The following is a 22,137-nucleotide window of genomic DNA, read 5'->3' as shown; positions in this document are numbered from 1 at the left end:
CGGAGGAGCGCTGTTGCTGGCTTCAGGCGGCATTGCGCTGGCGGGCTTCGGCAATGCCGAGGAGGGCGTGGATGGCGGCCACCACCAGGGTGGAGCCGCCCTTGCGGCCACGGATGACGATCCAGGGCACGTCCTTCACCTCGGCCATCAGGTCCTTGGATTCGGCGGCGGAGACGAAACCCACGGGCATACCCACCACCAGGGCGGGGCGGGCGCCTTCTTCCTTGATCAGGCGCACCACTTCAATCAGCGCTGTGGGCGCGTTGCCGATGCCGATGATGGCGCCGTTCAGCAGCCCCCGGCGGTGGGCCTTGCGCATCGCCTGCACGGCCCGGGTGGTGTCCTCGGCCTTGGCGGCGTCAATCACGTCGTCGTCGGAGATGAACTGATGGGTGGTCAGGCCGAAGTGCTTGAGGCGGGTGGCGGAAAGGCCGACGCAGATCATCTCCACGTCCGCCACGATGGGCGTGCTGCCCTTGAGGATGGCGGCCAGGCCCGCTTCCACCGCGCCGGGATGGAAGTCGGTGAGGCCGTTGAATTCGAAGTCGGCGTTGGCGTGGATCATGCGCCGCACTACCGGCCACTGGTCCTCGGCGTAACGATGAGGACCGGCTTCGGCGTCGATGATGGCGAAGGAATCGTGCTCGATGGCGCGGCCGGCGGCGGTGAGCTGTTCGGTGACGACGTTGCTGTTCTGGTTCATGGCTTAGGCGTGAGCGTGATGATCGTGGCTGTGAGTGTGCCCATGGCAATGGCCGTGGCCATGATCGGCATCATGTTTGTGGCCGCAGCCGCCATGGCCGTGATCGTGGGTGGCGGTGTGGCTGTGGTCGTGCAGGTGCTCGTCCTCGGCGGCCAGGCGGTATTTGCAGCCGTCGCATTCGAGCAGGGCCCCCTCCGGCAGCTCGGTCCCGCCCACCTTGGCGTCGAGCAGGTCGAAGACGCCCTTGTCGAAGCCGAAGTGGGTGCCCAGGGCGAAGGCCACCTGGGGGTACTGGCGTTGCAGGCGCTCGGCCTGGGCCTTGATGCGCTCCATGAGTACGCCGGTGAAGAGATAGACGGGGACGATGGCTACCTGGGTCATGCCCAGCTTGACCTGGCGCTGCACGGCGGTCTCCAGGCGGGGCCAGGTGACGCCGGTGAAGGCGATGTCCACCAGTTCGTGGTCGTTTTCCTCGAAGATCCAGCGGGCCATCTTGGCCAGCTCGCCGTTGGCGCCGGCATCCGACGAACCCCGGCCGAGCAGGATGACGCCGGTGGTGCAGGGGTCGGGCATGTCCAGCTGCTTCATCAGCCTATCCAGCTGGCCTTGCAGCACCTCGAAAATCTCCCGGCCCATGCCCAGGTGGCGCACCACCTGGAAATCCACGCCAGGGTGGCGTGCCCGGGCCTCTTCCACGGCGTGGGGCAGTTCCATCTTCACGTGGCCGGCGGCATTGAGGATGAAGGGAATGACCACCACGCGCTTCGATCCGCTTTGGCCACCGCACCGCGCGGCCCGGTCTAGCCCCTCGTCCAGCAGCACCTCGGCGTGCTCGATGAAGCACACCTCGATGCGCCAGTCGGGGTGGCGGTCACGCCACTGGGCGGCGAAATGGAGGATTTCCTTGTTGCCGTCCCGATTGCGGGAACCGTGGCCGACCAGGAGCAGGGTGGTGTCTTGGGCACTGAAGGTCATGGGAATTCATTCCTCAGGAGGCCTCGCCCACGCTGGCCTTGCGGAAGCGGTGGGTGAAGCTGGGGTCGTAGAGCTTGGAGCGGGCGATGTCTTCCCAATCCCGGGCGCCAAGGGCCGGGCTGGCGATGATCATGGCCTGGGCGGCGATCTTCTCCGCCTGGCACTTTTTCTTGATGTCGGCGATGGTGCCGCGCACGATTTTTTCCTCGCCCGGCCAGGAGGCCTTCTGCACCACCAGGATGGGCGCGTCCTCGGGCCAGCCGGCGGCCAGCAGGGCGCGCTGCACCTCGTGCAGCAGGGTGATGGAAAGGAAGATGCACAGGGTCGAGCGGTGGGCCGCCAGGGCCTCCAGTTCCTCGCCCGGGGGCATGGGGGTGCGGCCGGCGACCCGGGTGAGGATCACCGTCTGGGTCACTTCCGGCAGGGTCAGGGTCTCGCCGGCGGCGGCGGCGGAAGCCAGGGCCGACGACACGCCCGGCACCACGGCCCAGGCGACGCCAGCGGCATCCAGGGGCCGGGTCATTTCCACCAGGGCGCCGTAGAGGCCCGGGTCGCCGGTCTGGAGGCGGATCACGATTGCATGGCGGCTGGCGGCGTCGAGCAGCCAGGCGGTCATTTCCTCCAGGGTCATGTCCTTGGAGTCGCGGATGTCGCAGCCCTCGGGAGCGTAGAGGGTGGCGGCCTGGTCCACCAGGGAGCCGGCGAAGAGGATGGCGCCGGCCTGTTCCAGCAGGCGGCGGCCCTTGACGGTGATCAGGTCGGGATCGCCGGGGCCGGCGCCGACGAACCAGACGGTGCCCGGGAGGGTAGGGGGCATGGGCATTCTTTCGTGGGTCTTAGGTCTAGCGTTGGATCTCCTGCAAGCGCGCCAGCAGCGCGGTGCAGCTGTGGAGGGGGGCGCCTTCGGCAAGCAGTCCCTGCTGGCGCAGGAGCCGTTGCAGGCCGATCACGGCGGGCAGGCGTAGACCGATGGCGGCCAGTTCGGCCTCGTGGTCGGCCAGGGCAGGCGCATCGAGGCTGGCGGTGCAGCGGCCGGCGGCCATGAGGTGGATGCGGTCGGCCCAGCGGTAGGCGAAGTGGATGTCGTGGGTGGCCAGCAGGATGGTCATGCCCCGGCCGTGCAGGCGCTCCAGCACCGCCAGCAGCTCTTCCTGCATGGCTTGGTCGAGGCCGGCCATGGGTTCGTCGAGCACCAGCAGCTCCGGCTCCATGGCCAATACGCCGGCGATGCACACCCGCTTCTTCTGGCCGAAGCTCAGGTTGTGCACCGGCTTGCGGGCCAGGTCGTCCATGCCCACGGCGGCCAGGGCGGCGTCCACCCGGGCGGCCACGGCGGCTTCGTCCAGCCCCAGGTTGATGGGGCCGAAGGACACGTCCTCCCGCACGCTGGCGGAAAAGAGCTGCCGGTCCGGGTTCTGGAAGACCATGCCCACCTTACTGCGCAGGGCACGCAGGCCGGCCCGGCCGTAGTCCACCGGGGCGCCGGCATAGCGCACCACGCCGGCGGTGGGGCGCAGCAGACCGTTGCAGTGCTGGAAGAGGGTGGTCTTGCCGGCGCCGTTGGCGCCGATCAATACGTTGCGGCTACCCCGGCGGATGGCCAGGGAGCAGCCGTCGAGCCCCATGCTGCCGTCCGGGTAGCGGAAGTCCACGCCGTCCAGTTCCAGGATCAGGTCGCTCACGCCGCGCCTCCATGGGCCAGCAGCCCGCCCAGGGCCGCCAGCAGGGCGCCGGCCAGTCCACCCAGGAGCGTATGGCGCCGAGCATGGGGATGGGGCGTGGGCAGAAAGCGCAGGGGGCCATCGCTGTTGCGGGCCAGAGCGGCCTGGTGCAAGGCGTGGGCGCGCTGCCAGATCTGCAAGGTCAGGTTGGCCGTCAGATCGCCCAGGGCGCGGAAGGTCAGGCGGGAATTGGCATAGCCGAGGCGGGCGGCCTGGGCGGTACGCATGTCGTGCAGGGCCCCGGAGAAGACGAACAGGGTGCGGTAGCACAGCACCATGATGTCGAGCAGCACCTCGGGCGTCCGCAGGCGGCGGGCCAGCACGATCAGGTCGGTCAGGGGCGTGGTCAGCACCAGGAAGAGCAGGGCGGCCAGCCCGGCGAGGGAGCGGCCCGTCACCCGGCCCACCTGATCCAGCCCGGCGCCGGTGACGTGGACGCCCAGACCATCGCCGGGGGCGCGATCCACCGACAGGGCCAGGGAGAGGGCGCTGACCGCGAGGAAGAGCAGGGCGGGGAAGGCCACCCGCAGGTAGAGCCCCAGGGGTACCCGGGCGCCCAGGACGGTCGCCGCGACCACTGCGGCCGTCACTGCCAGGGCCGCTTCCAGCCGTCCGGCGGCGGCGAAGGCGGCCACCAGGCCGCCCAGGGCGAACAGCCCCTTGGCCTCGGGGGCTACGGTGCGCCAGCGGTTGGCGTAGGCCGACTGCTCAATCCGCATGGACGCCCGTTCCGCCGTCCGCGGGCTGGTTGTGCCGCTCGAACTCACGCTTGAGCCGTTCCCGAGTGACCGATACCCCCAGGTAATAGCCGATGAAGCCGGCGCCCAGGGCGGCCTGCAAGGCGAACAGCAGGGAGGCGATCTCCTCGCTGGCGGGTTCCAGCAGGGGCTCGAACCAGGGTTTGTAGTCCGGGGCGATGCGGCCGATCAGGTCCCGGGCCTGGTTGTCGGCGCCGCCGAAAAGCTCCACCGGCTTGCCGTCCGCATCCACGGCGTCCGGGGCCGGCTTGTCCACCAGCCACAGGGGCAGCACCGCCAGCAGGGCCACGGCGGCGAGCAGAAGGAGGTTCTGGCGCTTCTTCATGCCTTGGCCTCCGGCGTGCCCAGCACCCGCATGTCGCGCAGCTCCTGGGGGTTGAAGCGGGCCAGGGCGTTGAAAATGACCACGGTGAGCAGCCCTTCGCTGATGGCCAGGGGAACCTGGGTGACGGCGAAAATGCCGGCGAACTTGAGGAATGAAGCGGTAAAGCCGCCCACCGGGTCGGGAAAGGCCAGGGCCAGTTGGACCGAGGTGGTGACGTAGGTGAGCAGGTCGGCCAGGCTGGCGGCCAGGAAGATGCCCAGGGCGAAGGGCAGCTTCAGCGCCTGGGCCAGGCGGAACACGCCCCAGGCGGCGAAGGGGCCGACCACGGCCATGGAGAAGATGTTCGCCCCCAGGGTGGTGAGGCCGCCGTGGGCCAGCAGCAGGGCCTGGAAGAGCAGCACCACGGCGCCGATGGGGGCCATGGCCGCCGGGCCGAACAGTATGGCGCCCAGGCCGGTGCCGGTGGGATGAGAACAGCTGCCGGTGACCGAGGGCAGCTTGAGGGCCGACAGGACGAAGGTGAACGCGGCGGCCACTCCCAGCAGCATGCGCTGCTCCGGGTTGGCGCGGATGCGCCGGTTGACCGAGCGGATGCCCCAGGCGACGAAGGGGGCGGACGCGATGCTCCAGCCCACGGCGTGCGCCACGGGCAGGAAGCCTTCCATGATGTGCAAGCGGGTTCTCCCTCGGCGAACTCGAATGGACGCACCAAGGGGATAAAGGCGGATCGGGATCGGACTACAGAGGCGGCGCGGGCAGACCGCGGGAGCGGAAAGCGGGCCGTATGCGGCGAATCATCGAAACCTTCCCGTCACCCCGGGGAATGGTGCAGCTAATGACTCAGGCCGGTCTTCTGGCTCGCCTTCGTTCTCGTCCGCCGGCCTTCCCATGCGCGAAGCACAGTGGCGTGGGGCGGAGTCGTCAGGCTTACAGCAGCGGGGGCTGCGCCGGAATGGTCGAGGATATGGAGGATATCGACGTCACCGGTCTTCCCGTTTCACCAGCGGCATAGGACACGCGGCTGGCACCCGAATCAGCGCGCATGCTAACCGAGAAGCCGCCGGCGAACAACCGGAAAGCCAGGAAGCACGGGGTGAAGCGGCATTGCGGCCGGTTGTAATGAAGTGGTCATGCGCGGTTGGGAGAATGCCGCGTCTCCAGCGAAAAGCATTGCCTGCCATGAAATACTTCGACGACGATTGCATCAGCAACGACAGCGCCAACCCGATTCTCGACAAGTTCGTGCAGAACTCCCGCCGCCACTTCCTGTTGGGCGGTATTTCCGCCGCGGCCCTGGCCGGCATGGGCGTGTCCATGCCCACCCTGGCGGCCCAGGCAGCGGCCAGCGCCGGCCGGGTAATGCGCGGCAAGGCCGGCCCGGCCATCGGCTTCCTGCCCGTTTCGGTTTCCCAGGACGACCTGGTGCGGGTGCCCGACGACTACCAGGTGGAAGTGGTCTACGCCTGGGGCGACCCCATCTCCGACGGCCCGGCGTTCAAGCCCGACGCCTCCAACACCGCCGCGGAACAAGCCCTTCAGGCCGGCATGCACCACGACGGCATGCACTTCTTCCCCTTCGTCAAGGACGGCAAGCCCGTTTCCGACCGGGGGCTGCTGGTGGTCAACCACGAGTACGTGGACGATGGTCTGCTCCACCCGAGCGGCATGAACGGTTGGAGCGCCGACAAGGTGGCCAAGTCCCAGGCCGCCCATGGCGTCTCGGTGGTGGAAGTGCGCAAGCAGGGCAACCGCTGGGAGGTGGTGCGCCCCTCCAAGTACGCCCGCCGCGTCACCGCCGCCACGCCGATCTGGCTGTCCGGCCCGGTGGCCGGCTCCGACTGGGTCAAGACCGCCGCCGACCCCAAGGGCCACCTGGCCTTCGGCACCTTCAACAACTGCGCCATGGGCGTCACCCCCTGGGGCACCTACCTGACCTGCGAAGAGAACTTCAACAACTACTTCGAAGGCTCGGCCAAGCCTGCCAGCGCCGCTTCCAGCGCCCTGGAAAAGCGCTACGGCATCAAGAAGGGCGGCAGCATCTACCGCTGGAACGAATTCGACGCCCGCTTCGACCTGAACCGGCACCCCAACGAAGCCAACCGCTTCGGCTGGGTGGTGGAGATCGATCCGTGGAACCCGATGAAGCCCCCGGTCAAGCGCACCGCCCTGGGCCGCATCAAGCACGAGGGCGCCACCGTGACCCTGGCCAAGGACGGCCGGGTGGTGGTGTACATGGGCGACGACGAGCGCTTCGAGTACCTCTACAAGTTCGTTTCCAAGGACCGCTACGACCCGGCCCGGCCCGGCGCCAACGCTGACCTGCTCGACCGGGGCACCCTGTACGTGGCCCGTTTCGGCGATGACGGCAAGGGCCGCTGGCTGCCCCTGGTGCACGGCCGCCCGGGCCTGACCAGCGACAACGGTTTCGCCGACCAGGCCGACGTGCTGGTCAAGACCCGCCTAGCCGCCGACGCCGTGGGCGCCACCAAGATGGACCGGCCCGAGTGGATCGCCGTCCATCCGGTCACCGGCGAGGTGTATTGCTCCCTGACCAACAACACCAAGCGCGGCGCGGCCGACGCGGCCGCCACGGACAAGGCCAACCCCCGCGTCGACAACGTGTTCGGCCACATCATCCGCTGGCGCGACGAAGGCGGCGCGGCCGGGGATGCCTTCGGCTGGGACATCTTCGCCCTGGCCGGCGACCCGGCCAATCCGGACCCGGCCAAGCGCGGCAACGTCAAGGGCGACGCCTTCGGCAGCCCGGACGGCCTGTGGTTCGACCCGGAAGGCCGGCTGTGGATTCAGACCGACGTGTCCACCTCGGTGCTCAACCAGGGCGACTACGCCAACCTGGGCAACAACCAGATGCTCTGCGCCGACGTGGAAACCGGCCAGATCAAGCGCTTCCTCACCGGTCCCAAGGGTTGCGAGATCACCGGCATCACCCGCACCCCGGACGGCACCACCCTGTTCATCAACATCCAGCACCCGGGGGAGAATCCCCAGGAGCGCAGCGACCCGGCCAACCCCACGGCCATTTCCGCCTGGCCGGGCAACCAGTTCAGCAGCGTCGCCGGGGGGCGGCCCCGCTCGGCCACCATTGCCATCTCGCGCAAGGACGGCAAGGTGGTGGGGATTTAAAGCGGCAGCAACGATTGGCCAGGTAGAAACGACAGAGGCCGCCGGAGCGATCCGGCGGCCTCTGTCTTTTGCAAGCGGGGCAGTCAGCCCCGATGGGTCAGAACTTCAGGTTCAGCCCGGCGTAAAGCGAGCGCCCCATCCCGGGCACCGGAATGCCGTAGGGAGCTCCAGCGCCGTTCAGCGACATGGTAGCGCCCTGGCCGATGTAGGCGCCGCCCAGGGGCAGGGCGTACTGCTTGTTCAGGACGTTCTCGATGCCGATGTCGATCCGGTAGTGCTTGGCTTCATAGCTGCTGCGCAGGTTCAGGAGCCCGTAACCGGCAGTCTTCATTTCGTTGCGCACCTGGGAGACGTCGTTCTTGGCGCTGACCAGGACCTCTTCGACCGTGTTGGTCCAGTTGCCCAGGCGATGCTCGATGGACAGGCGGGCATTGAACGGCATGATGTTGTACAGGCGGTCGCCGGTGCTCGTGTTCTTGCCGTTCACGTAACCGATCACGCCCTTGCCGATGAATTCACCCACGCCGTCGATCCGGCCCAGCTTGGCGAAGCCGGACAGGTCGATACCGAACAGGCGCGCCTCGGCATTCGTCAGCTTCAGGTAGTTGAACTTGTTGGATGCGCAGGTCGTCAGGCACTTGGCGTCGATGTAGTTATCGACCTTGCTGTAGTACGGCGTGGCCTTGACGCCCCATTCCTTCTGGCTGGCATCGTGCAGGTCGGCGCTGAAGCTCAGGGTGTTGGCCACCTCGGGTTTGAGGTTCACGTCGCCCACATAGCCGTTGCCGTCGTTGACCCAGTTGTTCATGGTCATGGCCATGCCGTTGGTGGACCATGTATAGCGCTCGTACAGGCTCGGCGAACGGGTCTTGCGCGAGAAGCCGCCTTCGTAGGTCTGGCGTGCGTCCGGGGTGAAGCGGACCAGGGCTGTCGCGTCGATGTTGTTGTCGGTTTTCGCCCGGTCGGCGGCGTTGAGGCGGGCCGCGTCGGCGCCGTACATCGGGTTGTAGCCCTGGACGGTGCCGGTATCCATCTTCACCGTGCTGCTGCGCAGGCCCGCCAGGGTCAGCCACTTGGGCGACCAGAGCGCCTCCCATTCGGCGAAGACGTCGAAGCGGTCCCGCTGCCCGTTGTTGATGTTCTGGAAGGTGTTCGGCGACATCATCATGGAGTTGGCGACCGGCGCCCACCAGTCGCTCAGGCGGTAGCGCTGGTATTCGCTGCCGACCTTGAGGGTGTCCCGTTCGTTCAGGACGATATCCGCCTTGACCAGGGCGCCGGTGTTGCGCCCCTTGGTGTCCATGGGCATGCCGGCGACGTTGTGGGTCATGCCGTACCAGTACAGCTTGTCCTCGGCGAAGTTCATCTTGTGCCGGGTTTCTTCGTTATAAACCCGGGCCTGCAAGGAGCCCCAGCCGAATTTCCCCGTGTAGCCGAGATTGACCTGGGTGCTCTTGTTGTCGGTCATGTCCATGTGCTGGTTGGGGAAGCCCTGGTAAGGGATGTGCTGGAACCCCACCTTGAAATCGATCAGGTGGTTTTCACTGCGCAGCGCCACGCCGAGGGATTGGTTCTCCGTCTTGTAGGCGGACGAGCCGACTTCGTCACCGGCGATCCAGTGGGTGCCCGCCGTGGTGAAGGTGGCGTTGGTACCCTGCTTGAAGTCGCGGGCGGCCCGGTAATTCTTGGATTCCGCGGTGGAGCCGCTGTAGGTGACGCTCAGGTTCTCGTTGGCGAAGGTGGCCGAGGCGTTGGCGCCCTTGGCATCGCCGTTGGAGCGGTAGAAGGTGCCCAGTTCGCCGGTGGTCAGCAACCCTTCGCCCGGGTTGGCGAAACGCGGCCCCTTGGAATTGACCACGATGGTCCCGCCGATGCTGTCGCCGCCGACGCTGACTGGGGTGACCCCGGCATAGACCTTGATGCTCTCCACGTTGGTCGGGTCGATATAGGAGAGGGGCGGATTCATGTGGTTGCCGCAGGCCGAGATCAGGTCCATGCCATCCACCTTGATCCGGTTGCGGTCGTCCGCCAGGCCGTGGATCACCGGCAGGCTGGATACGCCACCGGCGCTCGACAGGGCCACGCCGGGCACGTCGCGCAACAGTTCCGCCGTATCGCTGGTGGCCGCGCGCTTGGCCGCGATATCGCCCTTACCCAGCTCGGTAGCTACCGGTGCCGCCTGGATTTTCCGGGCCGTGACGACGACCTCGGACAACTCGCCCGGATTGTCGGCGGCGAAGCCGTTGGAGGCGGCGGCCAAGGGGAAGACCGCTGCCAGTGCCATGACCAATGCCTTGGGCTGAAACTCCCGTGCGCGCATGAAATGCTCCCTGATATTTTAAGTGCGCGCATTGTCGGCTCCAGGCCATTCCAGGGGAATGTGGCAATTTGCCGCACTCCGTCAGGTTGGATGAAGAAACCTCTATCGTGACTGACGCCGCAACCGGCGTCGGCGGGCCGGCTACCCAGTTCAGTTTTCGCCGGAAGGCAGCCTCCGTTCCGCCTACCTCGGCTCCACCTTTTTCCCGCCTTCATCGTGCAGCAGGGTCGAGAACTGCCGCAGTTCGTCGCCGTTCAGGTCGGAAACGATCCAGTACTGCATGCCGGCGCCGCTCAAGGCGATCAGGTTGTAACCGTCCCGCTCGGTCGTCAGGGACTGGGCCTCGCCACGGAGCGGCCAGACGAACACGTTGATGACATGGCCCCGGCGACGATAGACCAGGGCCGCCACCGGCCGTTGGCCGATATAGTCCAGGCGCCCGCCCGACAACATGAACCCCTGGCCGGCGAAGTCGCTGACGGGCGGCGAATAGTCCAGCTTGCCCCCGAACCAAGGCTTGACGGTGTGTTGATCGGTGGATTCCACGTCCTCAAGGTGGGCCACCATCATCGACCGGACGTGGGCGGCCACCACCTGCTCGGCCAGCGGGTTCGCAGTACGGAGCAGAACCCCCTGCTGCATCAGCAAAAAGCTCAACACCACGCCGCAGGCGAAGGCCGCGCCCAGCTTGAGCCATGCCCCTATCGGCATCGGTCGCCGCTTCGCTGTGGGCGCCTGCCCGATCGCTGCCGCCGCCTGGGCGACGTCGCTGCGGATGGCTGCGCGCAATTCGTCGGGCGCCGGGTGGCGGGTGGCGCCGGCCTTGATCGCGGCGCTCAGGTCGTCGTCTTCCCGCTCGCGGGTCATTCCCATTCCCCGTCCGGGCGGCCGAGCAGGTCGCGCAGCATGCGGCGGGCCCGGGCCAGGCGCGACATGACGGTACCGGCCGGTATCGCGGCGACCTGGGCAATTTCCTCGTACGACATTTCCTCGATCTCTCTCAAAATCAGCACCTCGCGAAACGCCGGCGGCAGCTTTTCGATGGCCGCGTCGATCCGTTCGCGCTCGACTTTTTGCAACAGCAATTGCTCCGGGTTGCCCGGGTTTCCCGACGCACCGGGAAAGCCGGGCAGGGCCGATTCGCTGTCCCGCTCCTCGTCGAATTCCACCTGCTCCGGGTCGTGCCCGCGATCCCGCAGCCAGGTGAAGCAGGCGTTGCGGACGATCGCCAGAAGCCATGGGCGCGCATCGCCGCCGTAAAAACCGTCGAAAAACCGGAAGGCCCGCAGGTACGCCTCCTGCACCACGTCCCGGGCCCCCTGGTCGTCCCGCAGCAGCCAGCGCGCCAGGTTGAACGCGGTATCGAGATGCGGCAGCACGGCCGCTTCGAAGCGTCGGGTTCTGTCAGTCAAACGAGCCTCCTGCATGGAATACCGCCGGCCGCCCGGTTTTATTCCCGTCCGGGCGGGGAGGGCGGGAATAAAGCCACCCCGCGGCCGGTAGTGCATTGCGAGGCCGGCCGATTCCGGCGGGCCTGTCATTCCTTTCTGGTTTCAGGAGGCTGAAATGATCGATCGCAGAAGTTTCATGAAGCTGACCGCCCTGGGCGGCGGCGCCGTTTTTGCCAGCGGCCTGCTCGGGCGGGCGCAGGCGGCCGCGGGCAAGGCCGCACGCCTCTCCGGTTACAGCGATTTCTACTTCGTCCAAATGTCGGACTCCCACTGGGGCTACACCGGTCCCGACAACCCCAATGCCGAGATCACGCTGAAAGAGGCCGTAGCGACGGTCAACGCCCTGGAAATCCAGCCCGACTTCATCATTTACACCGGCGACCTGACCCATACCACCGACGACCCGGTGGAGCGGCGCCAGCGCCTGCGGGAATTTCAGGAGATCGTGCGCCCGCTCAAGGTGCGCGACATCCATTTCATTCCCGGTGAGCACGACGCCGGCCTGGACGGCGGCGCGGCCTTCAAGGAGATCATCGGTCCGACGCACTACTCCTTCGACCACAAAGGCGTGCACTTCATCGCCATAGACAACGTTTCCCAGCCGGGTTCCACCATCGGCGACCCGCAGCTGGCATGGCTCAAGGCCGACCTGAGCCGCCAAGCCAAGGACCAGCCCATCGTGGTCATCACCCACCGCCCCCTGTTCGACCTGGTGCCCAAGTGGGATTGGGCGACCCGCGACGGCGACAAGGCCATCGCCCTGCTGATGCCCTACACCAACGTCACGGTGTTCTACGGCCACATCCACCAGGAAAACCACCACATGACCGGGCATATCGCCCACCACTCCGCCAAGTCCCTGATCTTCCCGCTGCCGGCACCGGGCTCCCAGGACAAGCGCGAGGCGCTGCCGTGGGACCCCGCCATGCCCTACAAAGGCTTGGGGTTCCGTGAAGTGGAGGCCGAAAACAAGGCGAGCGAATACAAGATCGCCGAATATCCGGTGGTAAGGCGCTGACCATGGCTCGCCGAAAAATAATCGCCGTTGGCGCCGGCATCCTGGCCGCACTGGGACTCCTGGTTGGAGCGAACGTGGCGGCCAGGAATTCCACGCCGGCGGCCAGCCAGGAAACAGTGGTCAAGGTCGTGGTGCAGCGCTTCGTCTTCACGCCCACCGAGATCGTGCTGCGCACCGGGCAACCCACCGTGCTGGAATTCCAGTCCCTGGACTTCACCCATGGCTTCAACATCCCGGACCTCAAGATTCGCGCGGACCTTCCGCCCGGCCAGATCACCCGGGTCCACCTGACGCCCCTGAAGCCCGGCGTCTACGACTTTCTCTGCGATAACTTCTGCGGTGCGGGGCATGAGCAGATGAACGGCAAGATCATCGTGAAAAACTGAGAGGGAAACTGGGCGCCCAACGACTACCAGGCCAGGCGCATTCTTTACGCGTACGCCCAGCCCAAAGCTATCGGACAAGGCATGGCGGCACATTTATATGGACACAATTGACGCGTATTTCTTGTTGAGCGCTGAATACCTTAAGCATAATTAGTTCATAAACACGAACTTAACGGTTTCAACGGATGAGTACATTACTTCGGATCATTGCTTGGTGTGTGTTGGTGCTTAGTGGTTTTGGTATCGGCGCAATTACTGCCGTGGTACGGGGCTGGGGGTCGCCAGTCGTTACCCTTGAGCTTGCCAACCAATCAGGCCGCTCAATTCAGTCTTTCGTAGTTCGCTACGACACCTGTGGCAACAAGGCTTCCATCACCAGCGAAGGACCGTCAGCCGGCCAATCCAAGAGAATCTATTTCTCAGTCTGCGGCGAGGGGGGCTATGCGCTTGAAGTCGTTTTCTCAGATGGGCAACGTATGGTCAGCCGGAACAGCTATGTCGAGTCGGGTTACTCCATAACCGAGGTTGTAACTGCCAATACGATTGACTCAAAACAACCCATCTATGGCTTGTAGGGCCGGCGCGACCCGATAGCAAGCATCCGCCCCGTAGCTTGCCAATTCCTCGGTCAAGGCCGGTGGCAAGGGGTGATCCGGCGCCGTAAAGCCAAAGCGCTCCCAGAACGCCCCGGACTGTTGCACTGCCACCAGGGTGAGCCGGGCCAGGCCCGCCTCGCGCGCCGCGGCGAAGGCCTGGGCCACCAGCCGTTCGCCCAGGGCCAGGCCCCGGGCGGTGCGGTCCACGGCCAGATCGTGCAGGTGCAGGACAAGGTCCGCGCCAGTATTGGCTTTCCGGGCAGCGGCGGGATCGCCGTCGGGGGCGCTGTCCAGGCGCGGCGGGTGCAGGTAGGCCGCTGGCTGGGCGAACAGATAGGCGAGCTGGCGGTTGGCACCGTCGCAGGCCACCCAGCAGGTGTCGCCGCTGTAACGCAGCTTGGCGGCGAAGGTGGCGGCGGATTCGAGCAGGTCGGCGTGGTAACAACGGGCCTGGATGGCCAGCACCGCCGGCAGGTCGTCGGCCGTCATCGGGCGAATGACGACCTCGCAGCCGGAATGGGGCAGGGGAGAAGTCATGGGGACGTCCGGGAGCGGGGCAAGGCGCGGGCTCGATGCCTTCCCTGGCGCTCCCTGTGGGTACGATTTAAGATAACGTTATCGCTATTCTACCATGTGCCGCCATGCCCCCCACCGACACGCCCCCGGGCACCGCCGTTGCCGATGCCTCCGAGGCTGCCACTCTGAGTGAAGTTACGGACTCGGCAGCACCAGCCACCCGCCCGGCGGAAGGAAACAGCGAAGAAACTGAACACAATCCCGCCAAGCCTCGCGGGCGTCCCCGGACCCGGGCGTCCGACCGGGCCGAGCAGGTGCGCCAGAACATGCGCCTCTACCGGGCCCGCCGTACCGCCGAGCTGGCCGCTCTGGGGCGGGAGCTTGAAGTCCTGTCCCAGGCCGTGGCCAGCGGCGACCCGCGCCAGACCTACGCGGCGGCGGCGGCCGTGGTCGGCGTGTGGAGCAACAGCATACTTAAAGATAACGTTATCAAAACAAAAGCCGAGCGCCTCGCCGATGGCGCAATTGGGGCCGCCGATCCAGCGTAAAGGATCGCCCGCAGGCACCGTCGCCATGCAGTACACTTCCGCCCCAGTCCATTTGTCGCCCCGTCCCGTGTCCGCCGAAGCCCTTTCCGACGAATTCTTCATGCGCGAAGCCCTGTCCCTGGCGCAGGCCGCCGGCTGCCTGGGGGAAGTGCCGGTGGGCGCCGTGGTGGTCAAGGACGGAGTGATCGTCGGCCGGGGCTTCAACGCCCCCATCGGCGAGCACGACCCGACGGCCCACGCCGAGGTGGTGGCGCTGCGCGATGCGGCGCGCAACCTGGGCAACTACCGGCTCACCGGCTGCGACCTGTATGTGACCATCGAGCCCTGCCTGATGTGCACTGGCGCCATCTTCCACGCCCGCATCCGCCGGGTGGTCTATGGCGCCCGGGACGCCAAGACCGGCGTGGCGGGCAGCGTGACCGACCTGTACGCCGAGGAAAAGCTCAACCACCACGCGCAAATCGTCGGTGGCGTGCTGGCCGAGGAATGCGGCGGAGTGGTGTCCGCCTTCTTCGCCGAGCGACGCAAGGCGGGCCGGGCGGCGCGCAAGGCCACCAAGGCCCGCTACGCGGCGGGGGCGAATCCCTCCGGCGGCGCCGTGGCGGAAATCGTTGTGGAAGCCAGCGTCGAGACAGTGGAAGTGATCGAACTGGAGCCCTTGGGAGCGGAGCGGGAATGAGCGCGGATCGGCCTTACATCCGGGTATCCCTGGCTCGCCAGGTGCTGGAACTGCGCGACGGCGACGACCGGGTGCTGGCCGCCTACCCGATCTCGACCGCGGCCCGGGGCGCCGGGGAGCAGAGCGGCAGCTACCAGACCCCCCGGGGCGAACATTACGTGCGGGCCCGCATCGGCCAGGGCCAGCCGGCCAAGACCGTGTTCGTGGCGCGGCGCCCCACCGGCGAGGTGTGGACCCCGGCCCTGGGCGAACAGGCGCCGGAGCGGGACTGGATCCTGAGCCGCATCCTCTGGCTGTGCGGCAGGGAGCCCGGGCATAACCGCCTGGGCCAGTGCGACTCGATGCGCCGCTACATCTACATCCACGGCACCGCCGACGAACACCTGCTCGGCCAGCCGGCCTCCCATGGCTGCATCCGCATGGCCAACGCCGACGTGATCGACCTGTTCGAGCGGGTGCCGGCTGGCACCCGGGTGCTGATCGCCGAAGACGACGCCTAACGCCCCGGCTTGGCGGGGCAGGCCTGGACGCCGTCCAGGCGCTCGAAGCGCTCCACCACCAGGGTCGGCTGGGGGGGCTGGCTTTCTTCCATGCCCGTCTGCCGCACCAGACGGGCCTCCACCGCAGCGCGCAGGGGTGCGCCGGGCTTGAGCTTGAGCCGGCCGCGCAAGGCGCCATAGGCCCGTTCCAGGGTCGGATAATCACCGCTCGCGGCCACAGGCCAGGTCCGTCCCGTGGCGCACTCGCGGAAGAAGGGCGCATCGGCCTGGTAGGAGAGCTGCCCCACCAGCCGCAAGGGGTCCTCGACCTCGGCGTATTCCACCATGCGCAGTTCCCGGGCGGGACGTTGCAGGCGGTCGTCGTTATCTAGCCGCAGCAGGGTGCGGGCATCCACCAGGCCGAAGCGGTGGGGCACCTCGGACCCACCGAAGAGGGTCAGGCGGGTGCCTTCGGCGTTGAAGCGGAAGGTGCCGAAATCGGTGTAGGGCGCCACGCCCCCGCCGATGGCGACGCGAAAGACGTAGGTGCCGTCCTCGCGCAGGTCCAGGGCCAGGTCGTTGCCGCCGGTGCCGTCGGCATCGTCGCCGTCGAAACGGGCCGGCAGCATGATCTCGCCGCGCCCGGGCAGGACCAGCCGGGAGGTGGCAACCCGGTCCAGACGGTAGCTGAAGGTGGATTTGATCCGCCGGCCGTTGCGGTCGAGCATGACCAGGGCGGAACGCTCGCCGCTATCGTCGAACAGAAAGCCGCGCCGGTTTTCCTTGTTCTGGGGATCGAGCCACAACTGGGTGCGACCGTTGCCGGCCCGGGTCAGGGCGTACTCACCTCGGGAATCGAAGCTCTGGTCGCCGTCCCGGGTGGCCAGGTAGGTTTCCCGCAGGCGGAATTCCCGGGGCTGGCCGCTTTCCGCCTCGTGCACCAGGGTCAGGTCCATGCGGATGCCGGCGCAGTCGGCGCAGGGCAGGGTGCCGGCATAGCGGGTGAGCAGGGTGCTCACCGCTTCCTGGGACGTGGGCAGGGGCGTCGCCGGCGCAGCGTGCACGGCAGGCGCCAGGGCCAGGGCGGCCCACAGGAGCAGGGTCGGGGCGCGGACGGAAAGGCTCATGTCGTCATGGGGGAATCGGAACGGGCGGGCGGTGCCTACAAGGTGCCCAGGATAACCGGCGGCCCCTCGGCCCCGCCAGGGCCGAAGGCCTGTTCATGGAGCAGCACCGCCCCGTCGCGCCGGCGCAGGGCCACGGTGGAAGCCCGGGTGCCGTAGGCCACCTCGGCCGTGCCGCGCACGAACACCGAGGACAGGCGCCGTTCCCATTCCAGCCCCACGCCGGTATCCGGCAGGCAGGCGTCGGGCACGATCTCGTCGTCGGCCAGCAGGGCCAGGCAGGGTGCCGGGTCCGGCAAGCGAGAAAGGGCCTGGGCAAAGGCCGCCTTGGCGCTGGTCAGCTTGGGCCAGGGGGTGTCCAGCAGGTGGTTGGAAACCCCGTAGATGCCCGGCGGCAGCAAGCGCACCCGGCTTGCGCGGCCTTGCCCGCCATCCTTGCCGGCGGGGTCGCGGTTGGACAGGTAGCCCAGAGTGTCGCCGTCCGCCACCAGCAGGTTGAAGCCCGAATAGCGTTCAAACGGGGCGTCGGCCAGTTCCGCCAGGTAATCCTCCGGGGTCGCGTCGCCGGCGAGGAAGGCTCTGGTGAGGCTCCCCCGGGAATGGGTTCCCTTGGGCGCGTTGCGGCCTTCGCGCACATTGGTTACGGCGGCGAAGCGCCCGCCCCGGGTCAGCCCCAGCCAGGTGCCGCCGGCTTCCAGGTCCCGGCCCGCCAGGATGTCGGGCGCATCGCTCCAGGGGGCCGCCGGGGCCGTGGGCCGGGCGTACCACTCATCCCGGTTGGCGGCCACCGCCAGGGGGTAGTCCGGATGCACCTGCCAGGCGACGACGATCAGGCACATGGGTTCAAGCCGCCGGAGCTTCGCTCATGTAGGCGGGCAGGCGGGGTGCCGCCAGTTCGACCGGCGCCTCGCCGCCGCTGTGGATCGAAGCGTCCAGGGCGTTTTCCTGGATCACCGCCAGCACTTCGAAGCCCCCCGCCGGCGACGGGGCGGAAATCACCACCTGGCCGCAGGACTGGTCGGGCAGGGCGGACGAGAACAGCTCGGCCCCGGGGGCCAGGTCTGCGGCGGCGGTGGCCTGGTACATGTGGCGCTTGACCTTGCCCAGGTACTGGGTGCGGGCGACGATCTCCTGGCCCGGGTAGCAGCCCTTGTGGAAGGACACGCCGCCGATGCGCTCGAAGTTGGCCATCTGGGGCACGAAGGCCTCCTGGGTGGCGGCGGACAGGTGGGGCACCCCGGCGCGCACATCGAGCAGGTGCCAGGCCTGGGCGCCCACCGGACGGGCCACTGCGGCGAGCCGGTCCCAGGTGGCGGCGGCCTGGTCGGCCGGCACCGCCAGCTCGAAGCGGGCGGCGTCGATGCGCAGCACCTCGCCGACGGCGCCGGCGGCGGTCTTGCCCACCTCGGGCACGGCCAGGCCCAGGCCGGCCACCAGTTCGGCGGCCCGGGCACCGGCCAGGCCGAACACGGCCACGTCGTCGCTGCGGTCGGCCAGGGTCACCTTGGCGCGCAGCACGAACATGGTCAGGCGCTTCTTGACGAAGGCCATCTGGTCGGCGGCAAAGCGCAGCCGGTAGGTGCCCGCGTCGGCGCCGCGCCAGATGGCGAAGGTGGTGTACATGCGCCCCTTGGCCGAGCACCAGGCCGCCCGCAGCCACTGCTCCGGCGCCAGGTGGTTGATGTCGTTGGTCATCTGGTTGTGCAGGAAGCTTGCGGCATCGGCGCCGCTGGCGTCGAGCACCGCCAGGTGGGTCAGGGGCGCGACCACGGTGCCGGCGGCATCCGCGACGGCAGCGGCCTCGGCCCGGGCGTCGCCGAAATCGCTCACCGCGCGGCCGGCCTCCGGGCGGCGGGCGCCGGCGGCGTCGAGCCGGTCGAACAGGGAAGCCAGGGGGGAGGGGAGGGTTTGTTCTGCGCTCATCGGGGAATCTCCGGGGGGAGTTGCTTGTAGTGTTGGGCCGGACCGGCTGTCGCCGCCCGGCGGGCGGTAAGGATCGCCGCCAAGACGCGGTATTATAGGCACCCCGCCCGGCGCCGTTGCGCCATGCCCTTCGTTGGTGCGGGATTCCGACCGTCCTATGCCACCCCGTCCGCCTTCCTCCGCATCGTCGCGCAAGACGCCCGCTGCCCGCGAGCCCAAGTCTTCCAAGCCCCGCAAGGCCGCCTCCCGCCGCCGGGGGGGCAATTCCGGCTTTTCCCTGCCGCGCTTCCTGTTCAAGCTGCTGGCCCTGGCGCTCCTGCTCGGCGGCCTGGCCGCGGCGGCGGTGGCCTGGCTACCCCTGCCCCTGGCCAGTTCGCCCCTGGACTTTCACATCGAGCGGGGCAGCAGCCTGAAGAGCGTGGCCCGGCAGGTGAACGAGGCCGGCGTCGGCGCTCCGCCCCTGGCCCTGGAACTGCTCGGCCGCCTCACCGGTTCCGCCGCCATGATCAAGGCCGGCAGCTACGAGGTGCACAAGGGGGTGACCCTGTGGACCCTACTCGCCAAGCTGACCCGGGGCGACACCAGCCAGGGCGAACTGGCGGTGATCGAGGGCTGGACCTTCCGCCAACTGCGCGAAAAGCTCGACGCCAATCCGGACCTGCGCCACGACACCGCCGGCCTGAGCAACGCGGAACTGCTGCGCCGCCTTGAAATTCCCGACGCCCATCCCGAGGGCCTGTTCCTGCCCGACACCTATCTGTTCGACAAGCGCTCCAGCGACCTGGACCTGCTCAAGCGCGCTCACCGGGCGATGCAGGCGCGCCTGGCCGAGGAATGGGCGGTGCGGGCGCCGGGGCTGCCCTACAAGTCGCCCTATGAGGCCCTGATCATGGCCTCCATCGTCGAGAAGGAAACGGGCCGGGCCGAAGACCGGCCCATGGTGGCCGCCGTGTTCGTCAACCGGCTGCGCCGCGGCATGCTGCTGCAGACCGATCCCAGCGTAATCTACGGCATGGGCGAGAGCTACGCCGGCAACATCCGCCGCCGCGACCTGCTGGCCGACACCCCCTACAATACCTACACCCGCCCCGGCCTGACGCCGACCCCGATCGCCCTGCCGGGCGTGGCCGCCCTGCGCGCCGCCCTGCATCCGGCGGCTAGCGAGGCGCTGTACTTCGTGGCCCGGGGCGACGGCTCCAGCCAGTTTTCCGCCACCCTGGACGAGCACAACCAGGCTGTGAACCGCTACATCCTCAAACGGGCCCCGCAAACGCCATGACCCCATCGTCCCCCACCCGCGGCAAGTTCATCACCTTCGAAGGGATCGACGGCGCCGGCAAGAGCACCCACATCGACTGGCTGTGCCACTGGCTGCGCGGCCAGGGCAGGGAGGTGGTGTCCACCCGGGAACCCGGCGGCACACCGCTGGGCGAAAAGCTGCGCACCCTGATCCTCAACGAGCCGATGCACCTGGAAACCGAAGCCCTGCTGGTGTTCGCCGCCCGCCGCGAGCACCTGGCCGAGGTGATCGAGCCGGCCCTGGCCCGGGGCGCCTGGGTGGTCTCGGACCGCTTCACCGACGCCACCTTCGCCTACCAGGGCGGCGGCCGGGGCATTTCCCGGGACAAGCTGCAAACCCTGGAAACCTGGACCCACGGCCATCTCCAGCCTGACCTGACCCTGCTCTTCGACCTGCCCCTGGAAGTGGCCCGCCAGCGCATCATCGCCGAGCGCAACCTGGACCGCTTCGAGCGGGAGCAGGCCGAATTCCACGAGCGGGTGCGCCTGGCCTACCTGGACCGGGCCGCCAAATCCCACGGCCGGATGCGCGTCCTGCAATCGGACCGGACGCCGGACGAAATTCGCAAATCGCTCGAAGAAATTGTCGTAGCGTTCTGTAAATGAACGTACTTTCCCTTCATCAACCCCTCTGGGAAAAGCTCCAGGCGCGCCGCGCCCAGCTTCCCCATGCCTTGCTGCTGCACGGCCAGCAGGGGCTGGGCAAGCTGGCCCTGGCCCGGGCCTTTGCCGCCTCGCTGCTGTGCGACGCCCCCCGGAGCGACGGCCAGGCCTGCGGCGACTGCCCGGCCTGCCACTGGCTGGCCCAGGGCAACCACCCGGACTTCCGCCTGCTCCAGCCTGCCGCCCTGGCCGAGGACGACGGGGAAGGGGAGGGTTCCACCGCCGCCAGCGGCAGCAAGAAGCCCAGCCAGCAGATCACCATCGACCAGGTGCGCGGGCTGGACGACTTCCTCCACGTCGGCACCCACCGCCAGGGCCTGCGGGTGGTGATCGTGTGCCCGGCCGAGGCGATGAACCGCAACACCGCCAACGCCTTGCTGAAGACCCTGGAAGAGCCCCTGGCTTCCACCCACTTCCTGCTTGTCAGCCATGAGCCGGATCGGCTGCTGCCCACCATTCGCAGCCGCTGCCAGACGGTGGCCGTGGCCACCCCGGACCGTTCCGCCGGCAGCGCCTGGCTGGAAGCGGCTGTGGCCGGCCTAGGCCACGACGAAGCCCAGCGCTGGCTGGCCCTGGCCGGAGGCGCCCCCTTGCTGGCGGCCGAACTGGCGGCCCCGCCGGGAGGTGGGCGCAAGGGCAGCAAGGGCGGTGAAAACCGCAACCTGGCCCTGCTCACCGAACTCAACGCCCAGCTTGCCCAGGGGGCACGCCTGAGCCCCCTGGCTGCGGCGGCGACCCTGGACAAGACCCTCAAGGCCGACAAGGAGGAGGGCGGGGCCGGTGGCCTCAAGCAGCTGGTGATCTGGTGGCAGAAGTGGCTGGTGGACCTGACCCTGGCCCGGGCCGGCAATCCGGCCCGCTACTTCCTCGCCGAAGGCGGGGCCCTGCGCCAGTTGGGCGAACAGGCCGACACGGAAGAACTCTTCCGATTCAACAGGCTGCTGACGAAATACAAAGCACTTTCTGAGCATCCGCTGAACACCCGGCTGTTCCTCGAAGAGCTGTTTTCCGGCTATGCTGGCGTCTTCCAGCAAGGGCGGGGCCGCAGGTCCTGACCCCTTCCACCTTGCACCTACGAGGTCGCGGAATGTCCGATACCGGCAAAAACCACGGCAGCGCGAGCGCCATCGCGCCGCGGCCGAGCGTACTGTCCCTCAACATCAACTCCAAGTCGGCCCTCTACGCCGCCTACATGCCCCACCTCAAGAACGGGGGAATCTTCATTCCCACCAACCGGGGCTACCACCTGGGGGACGAAGTGTTCATGCTGCTGTCCCTGATGGAAGACCCGACCAAGCTGCCGATCGCCGGCAGCGTGGTGTGGCTCACCCCCGCCGGCGCCCAGAACGGCAAAGCCCAGGGCATCGGCGTCCATTTCAAGGACGACGAGAGCGGCAAGGAAGCGCGCCGCAAGATCGAGGGCCTGCTGGGCGGCGTGCTTCAGTCGAGCCGCCCGACCCACACCCTGTAACCTGCCGCCGGCATCCTTCCAGTTCTTCCCGTTCCAAC

General features: G+C 67.9%; 24 protein-coding genes and 1 riboswitch. Of the genes, 10 read left to right on the top strand and 14 right to left on the bottom strand.

The annotated features are described in order from the left end of the window. Positions 1-22: 22 nt before the first annotated feature. The 7 genes from V7Z98_RS00450 to V7Z98_RS00420 are packed head-to-tail and all read right to left on the bottom strand — an operon-like array spanning position 23 to position 5,147. The gene (locus V7Z98_RS00450) at positions 23-703 is read right to left on the bottom strand and encodes a precorrin-8X methylmutase (protein ID WP_334156571.1); all 681 of its coding nucleotides are present in this window, start codon (positions 701-703) and stop codon (positions 23-25) included. Positions 704-706: 3 nt separating this feature from the next. After that, a complete protein-coding gene (locus V7Z98_RS00445; RefSeq protein WP_334156570.1) occupies positions 707-1,678 on the bottom strand; it encodes a sirohydrochlorin chelatase in 972 nt (323 codons plus the stop codon). A 13-nt stretch (positions 1,679-1,691) separates the two neighbouring features. Next, positions 1,692-2,495, bottom strand: a complete 804-nt coding sequence (cobM, locus tag V7Z98_RS00440; protein ID WP_293262881.1) for a precorrin-4 C(11)-methyltransferase — start codon at positions 2,493-2,495, stop codon at positions 1,692-1,694. Positions 2,496-2,520: 25 nt separating this feature from the next. Continuing rightward, positions 2,521-3,360, bottom strand: coding sequence for an energy-coupling factor ABC transporter ATP-binding protein (locus tag V7Z98_RS00435; RefSeq protein WP_334156569.1), 840 nt, complete (start codon positions 3,358-3,360; stop codon positions 2,521-2,523). After that, complete coding sequence (cbiQ, locus tag V7Z98_RS00430; RefSeq protein WP_334156568.1) at positions 3,357-4,118, bottom strand: cobalt ECF transporter T component CbiQ; 762 nt, start codon at positions 4,116-4,118, stop codon at positions 3,357-3,359. Before cbiQ ends, V7Z98_RS00435 begins: the two co-directional genes overlap by 4 nt. Beyond that, positions 4,108-4,482 carry an energy-coupling factor ABC transporter substrate-binding protein gene (locus V7Z98_RS00425; RefSeq protein ID WP_293262872.1) on the bottom strand — a complete coding sequence of 125 codons (375 nt, stop codon included), beginning with the start codon at positions 4,480-4,482 and terminating at the stop codon, positions 4,108-4,110. Before V7Z98_RS00425 ends, cbiQ begins: the two co-directional genes overlap by 11 nt. Further along, on the bottom strand, positions 4,479-5,147 hold the full coding sequence (locus V7Z98_RS00420; RefSeq protein WP_334156725.1) for an energy-coupling factor ABC transporter permease: 669 nt from the start codon (positions 5,145-5,147) through the stop codon (positions 4,479-4,481). Before V7Z98_RS00420 ends, V7Z98_RS00425 begins: the two co-directional genes overlap by 4 nt. A gap of 161 nt (positions 5,148-5,308) precedes the next feature. Then, positions 5,309-5,529, bottom strand: a riboswitch (cobalamin riboswitch). A gap of 132 nt (positions 5,530-5,661) precedes the next feature. On the opposite strand from V7Z98_RS00420, the gene V7Z98_RS00415 reads away from it, so the two are divergent. Continuing rightward, positions 5,662-7,626, top strand: a complete 1,965-nt coding sequence (locus tag V7Z98_RS00415; RefSeq protein ID WP_334156567.1) for a PhoX family protein — start codon at positions 5,662-5,664, stop codon at positions 7,624-7,626. A 97-nt stretch (positions 7,627-7,723) separates the two neighbouring features. Here V7Z98_RS00415 and V7Z98_RS00410 read toward each other — a convergent pair whose 3' ends face one another. The 3 genes from V7Z98_RS00410 to V7Z98_RS00400 all read right to left on the bottom strand — a co-directional run bounded on the left by V7Z98_RS00410 (position 7,724) and on the right by V7Z98_RS00400 (position 11,358). Next, positions 7,724-9,910 carry a TonB-dependent receptor plug domain-containing protein gene (locus V7Z98_RS00410; RefSeq protein WP_334156566.1) on the bottom strand — a complete coding sequence of 729 codons (2,187 nt, stop codon included), beginning with the start codon at positions 9,908-9,910 and terminating at the stop codon, positions 7,724-7,726. 219 nt (positions 9,911-10,129) lie between these two features. After that, positions 10,130-10,813 (bottom strand): anti-sigma factor family protein, encoded by a 684-nt coding sequence (locus tag V7Z98_RS00405; RefSeq protein WP_334156565.1) that lies wholly within the window; start codon positions 10,811-10,813, stop codon positions 10,130-10,132. Further along, on the bottom strand, positions 10,810-11,358 hold the full coding sequence (locus V7Z98_RS00400) for a sigma-70 family RNA polymerase sigma factor (protein WP_334156564.1): 549 nt from the start codon (positions 11,356-11,358) through the stop codon (positions 10,810-10,812). Before V7Z98_RS00400 ends, V7Z98_RS00405 begins: the two co-directional genes overlap by 4 nt. Positions 11,359-11,512: 154 nt before the next feature. On the opposite strand from V7Z98_RS00400, the gene V7Z98_RS00395 reads away from it, so the two are divergent. Together V7Z98_RS00395 and V7Z98_RS00390 are read left to right on the top strand one after the other, a co-directional pair. Continuing rightward, positions 11,513-12,415 carry a metallophosphoesterase family protein gene (locus tag V7Z98_RS00395; protein WP_334156563.1) on the top strand — a complete coding sequence of 301 codons (903 nt, stop codon included), beginning with the start codon at positions 11,513-11,515 and terminating at the stop codon, positions 12,413-12,415. Positions 12,416-12,417: 2 nt separating this feature from the next. Further along, positions 12,418-12,801 (top strand): cupredoxin domain-containing protein, encoded by a 384-nt coding sequence (locus V7Z98_RS00390; protein WP_334156562.1) that lies wholly within the window; start codon positions 12,418-12,420, stop codon positions 12,799-12,801. Between the two features lie 548 nt (positions 12,802-13,349). On the opposite strand, the gene V7Z98_RS00385 is transcribed toward V7Z98_RS00390, so the two are convergent. After that, a complete protein-coding gene (locus tag V7Z98_RS00385; protein WP_334156561.1) occupies positions 13,350-13,934 on the bottom strand; it encodes a GNAT family N-acetyltransferase in 585 nt (194 codons plus the stop codon). A gap of 104 nt (positions 13,935-14,038) precedes the next feature. Here V7Z98_RS00385 and V7Z98_RS00380 point away from each other — a divergent pair, with 104 nt between their 5' ends. From V7Z98_RS00380 to V7Z98_RS00370, 3 genes are read left to right on the top strand one after another with little or no spacing between them, the layout of a single operon-like run. Next, complete coding sequence (locus tag V7Z98_RS00380) at positions 14,039-14,461, top strand: hypothetical protein (protein WP_334156560.1); 423 nt, start codon at positions 14,039-14,041, stop codon at positions 14,459-14,461. A 25-nt stretch (positions 14,462-14,486) separates the two neighbouring features. Then, a complete protein-coding gene (tadA, locus tag V7Z98_RS00375; protein ID WP_334156559.1) occupies positions 14,487-15,140 on the top strand; it encodes a tRNA adenosine(34) deaminase TadA in 654 nt (217 codons plus the stop codon). Beyond that, a complete protein-coding gene (locus V7Z98_RS00370; RefSeq protein WP_334156558.1) occupies positions 15,137-15,640 on the top strand; it encodes a L,D-transpeptidase in 504 nt (167 codons plus the stop codon). The genes tadA and V7Z98_RS00370 overlap by 4 nt, the downstream gene beginning before the upstream one ends. Here V7Z98_RS00370 and V7Z98_RS00365 read toward each other — a convergent pair. The 3 genes from V7Z98_RS00365 to ygfZ are packed head-to-tail and all read right to left on the bottom strand — an operon-like array spanning position 15,637 to position 18,666. Continuing rightward, positions 15,637-16,746 (bottom strand): copper resistance protein NlpE N-terminal domain-containing protein, encoded by a 1,110-nt coding sequence (locus V7Z98_RS00365; RefSeq protein WP_334156557.1) that lies wholly within the window; start codon positions 16,744-16,746, stop codon positions 15,637-15,639. The genes V7Z98_RS00370 and V7Z98_RS00365 overlap by 4 nt on opposite strands. Before the next feature lie 35 nt (positions 16,747-16,781). Next, a complete protein-coding gene (locus V7Z98_RS00360; protein WP_334156556.1) occupies positions 16,782-17,582 on the bottom strand; it encodes an NRDE family protein in 801 nt (266 codons plus the stop codon). Between the two features lie 4 nt (positions 17,583-17,586). Next, on the bottom strand, positions 17,587-18,666 hold the full coding sequence (gene ygfZ / locus V7Z98_RS00355) for a CAF17-like 4Fe-4S cluster assembly/insertion protein YgfZ (RefSeq protein WP_334156555.1): 1,080 nt from the start codon (positions 18,664-18,666) through the stop codon (positions 17,587-17,589). A 277-nt stretch (positions 18,667-18,943) separates the two neighbouring features. On the opposite strand from ygfZ, the gene mltG reads away from it, so the two are divergent. Genes mltG through V7Z98_RS00335 form a run of 4 tightly spaced genes read left to right on the top strand, consistent with a single transcriptional unit; the run spans position 18,944 to position 22,099 of the window. Next, entirely contained in the window at positions 18,944-19,945 is a 1,002-nt protein-coding gene (gene mltG, locus V7Z98_RS00350) for an endolytic transglycosylase MltG (RefSeq protein ID WP_334156724.1), read from the top strand. Then, positions 19,942-20,571, top strand: coding sequence for a dTMP kinase (gene tmk, locus V7Z98_RS00345; protein WP_334156554.1), 630 nt, complete (start codon positions 19,942-19,944; stop codon positions 20,569-20,571). Before mltG ends, tmk begins: the two co-directional genes overlap by 4 nt. Further along, positions 20,568-21,683: a DNA polymerase III subunit delta' gene (gene holB / locus V7Z98_RS00340; RefSeq protein ID WP_334156553.1), complete on the top strand. Its 1,116-nt coding sequence runs from the start codon at positions 20,568-20,570 to the stop codon at positions 21,681-21,683. The genes tmk and holB overlap by 4 nt, the downstream gene beginning before the upstream one ends. A 32-nt stretch (positions 21,684-21,715) precedes the next feature. Next, positions 21,716-22,099 (top strand): PilZ domain-containing protein, encoded by a 384-nt coding sequence (locus V7Z98_RS00335; RefSeq protein ID WP_293262820.1) that lies wholly within the window; start codon positions 21,716-21,718, stop codon positions 22,097-22,099. Positions 22,100-22,137 lie beyond the last annotated feature (38 nt).

The sequence above is a fragment of the Oryzomicrobium sp. genome, assembly GCF_036820405.1.
GTDB lineage: Bacteria > Pseudomonadota > Gammaproteobacteria > Burkholderiales > Rhodocyclaceae > Oryzomicrobium.
This window is presented reverse-complemented; position numbering and strand designations above follow the sequence as displayed.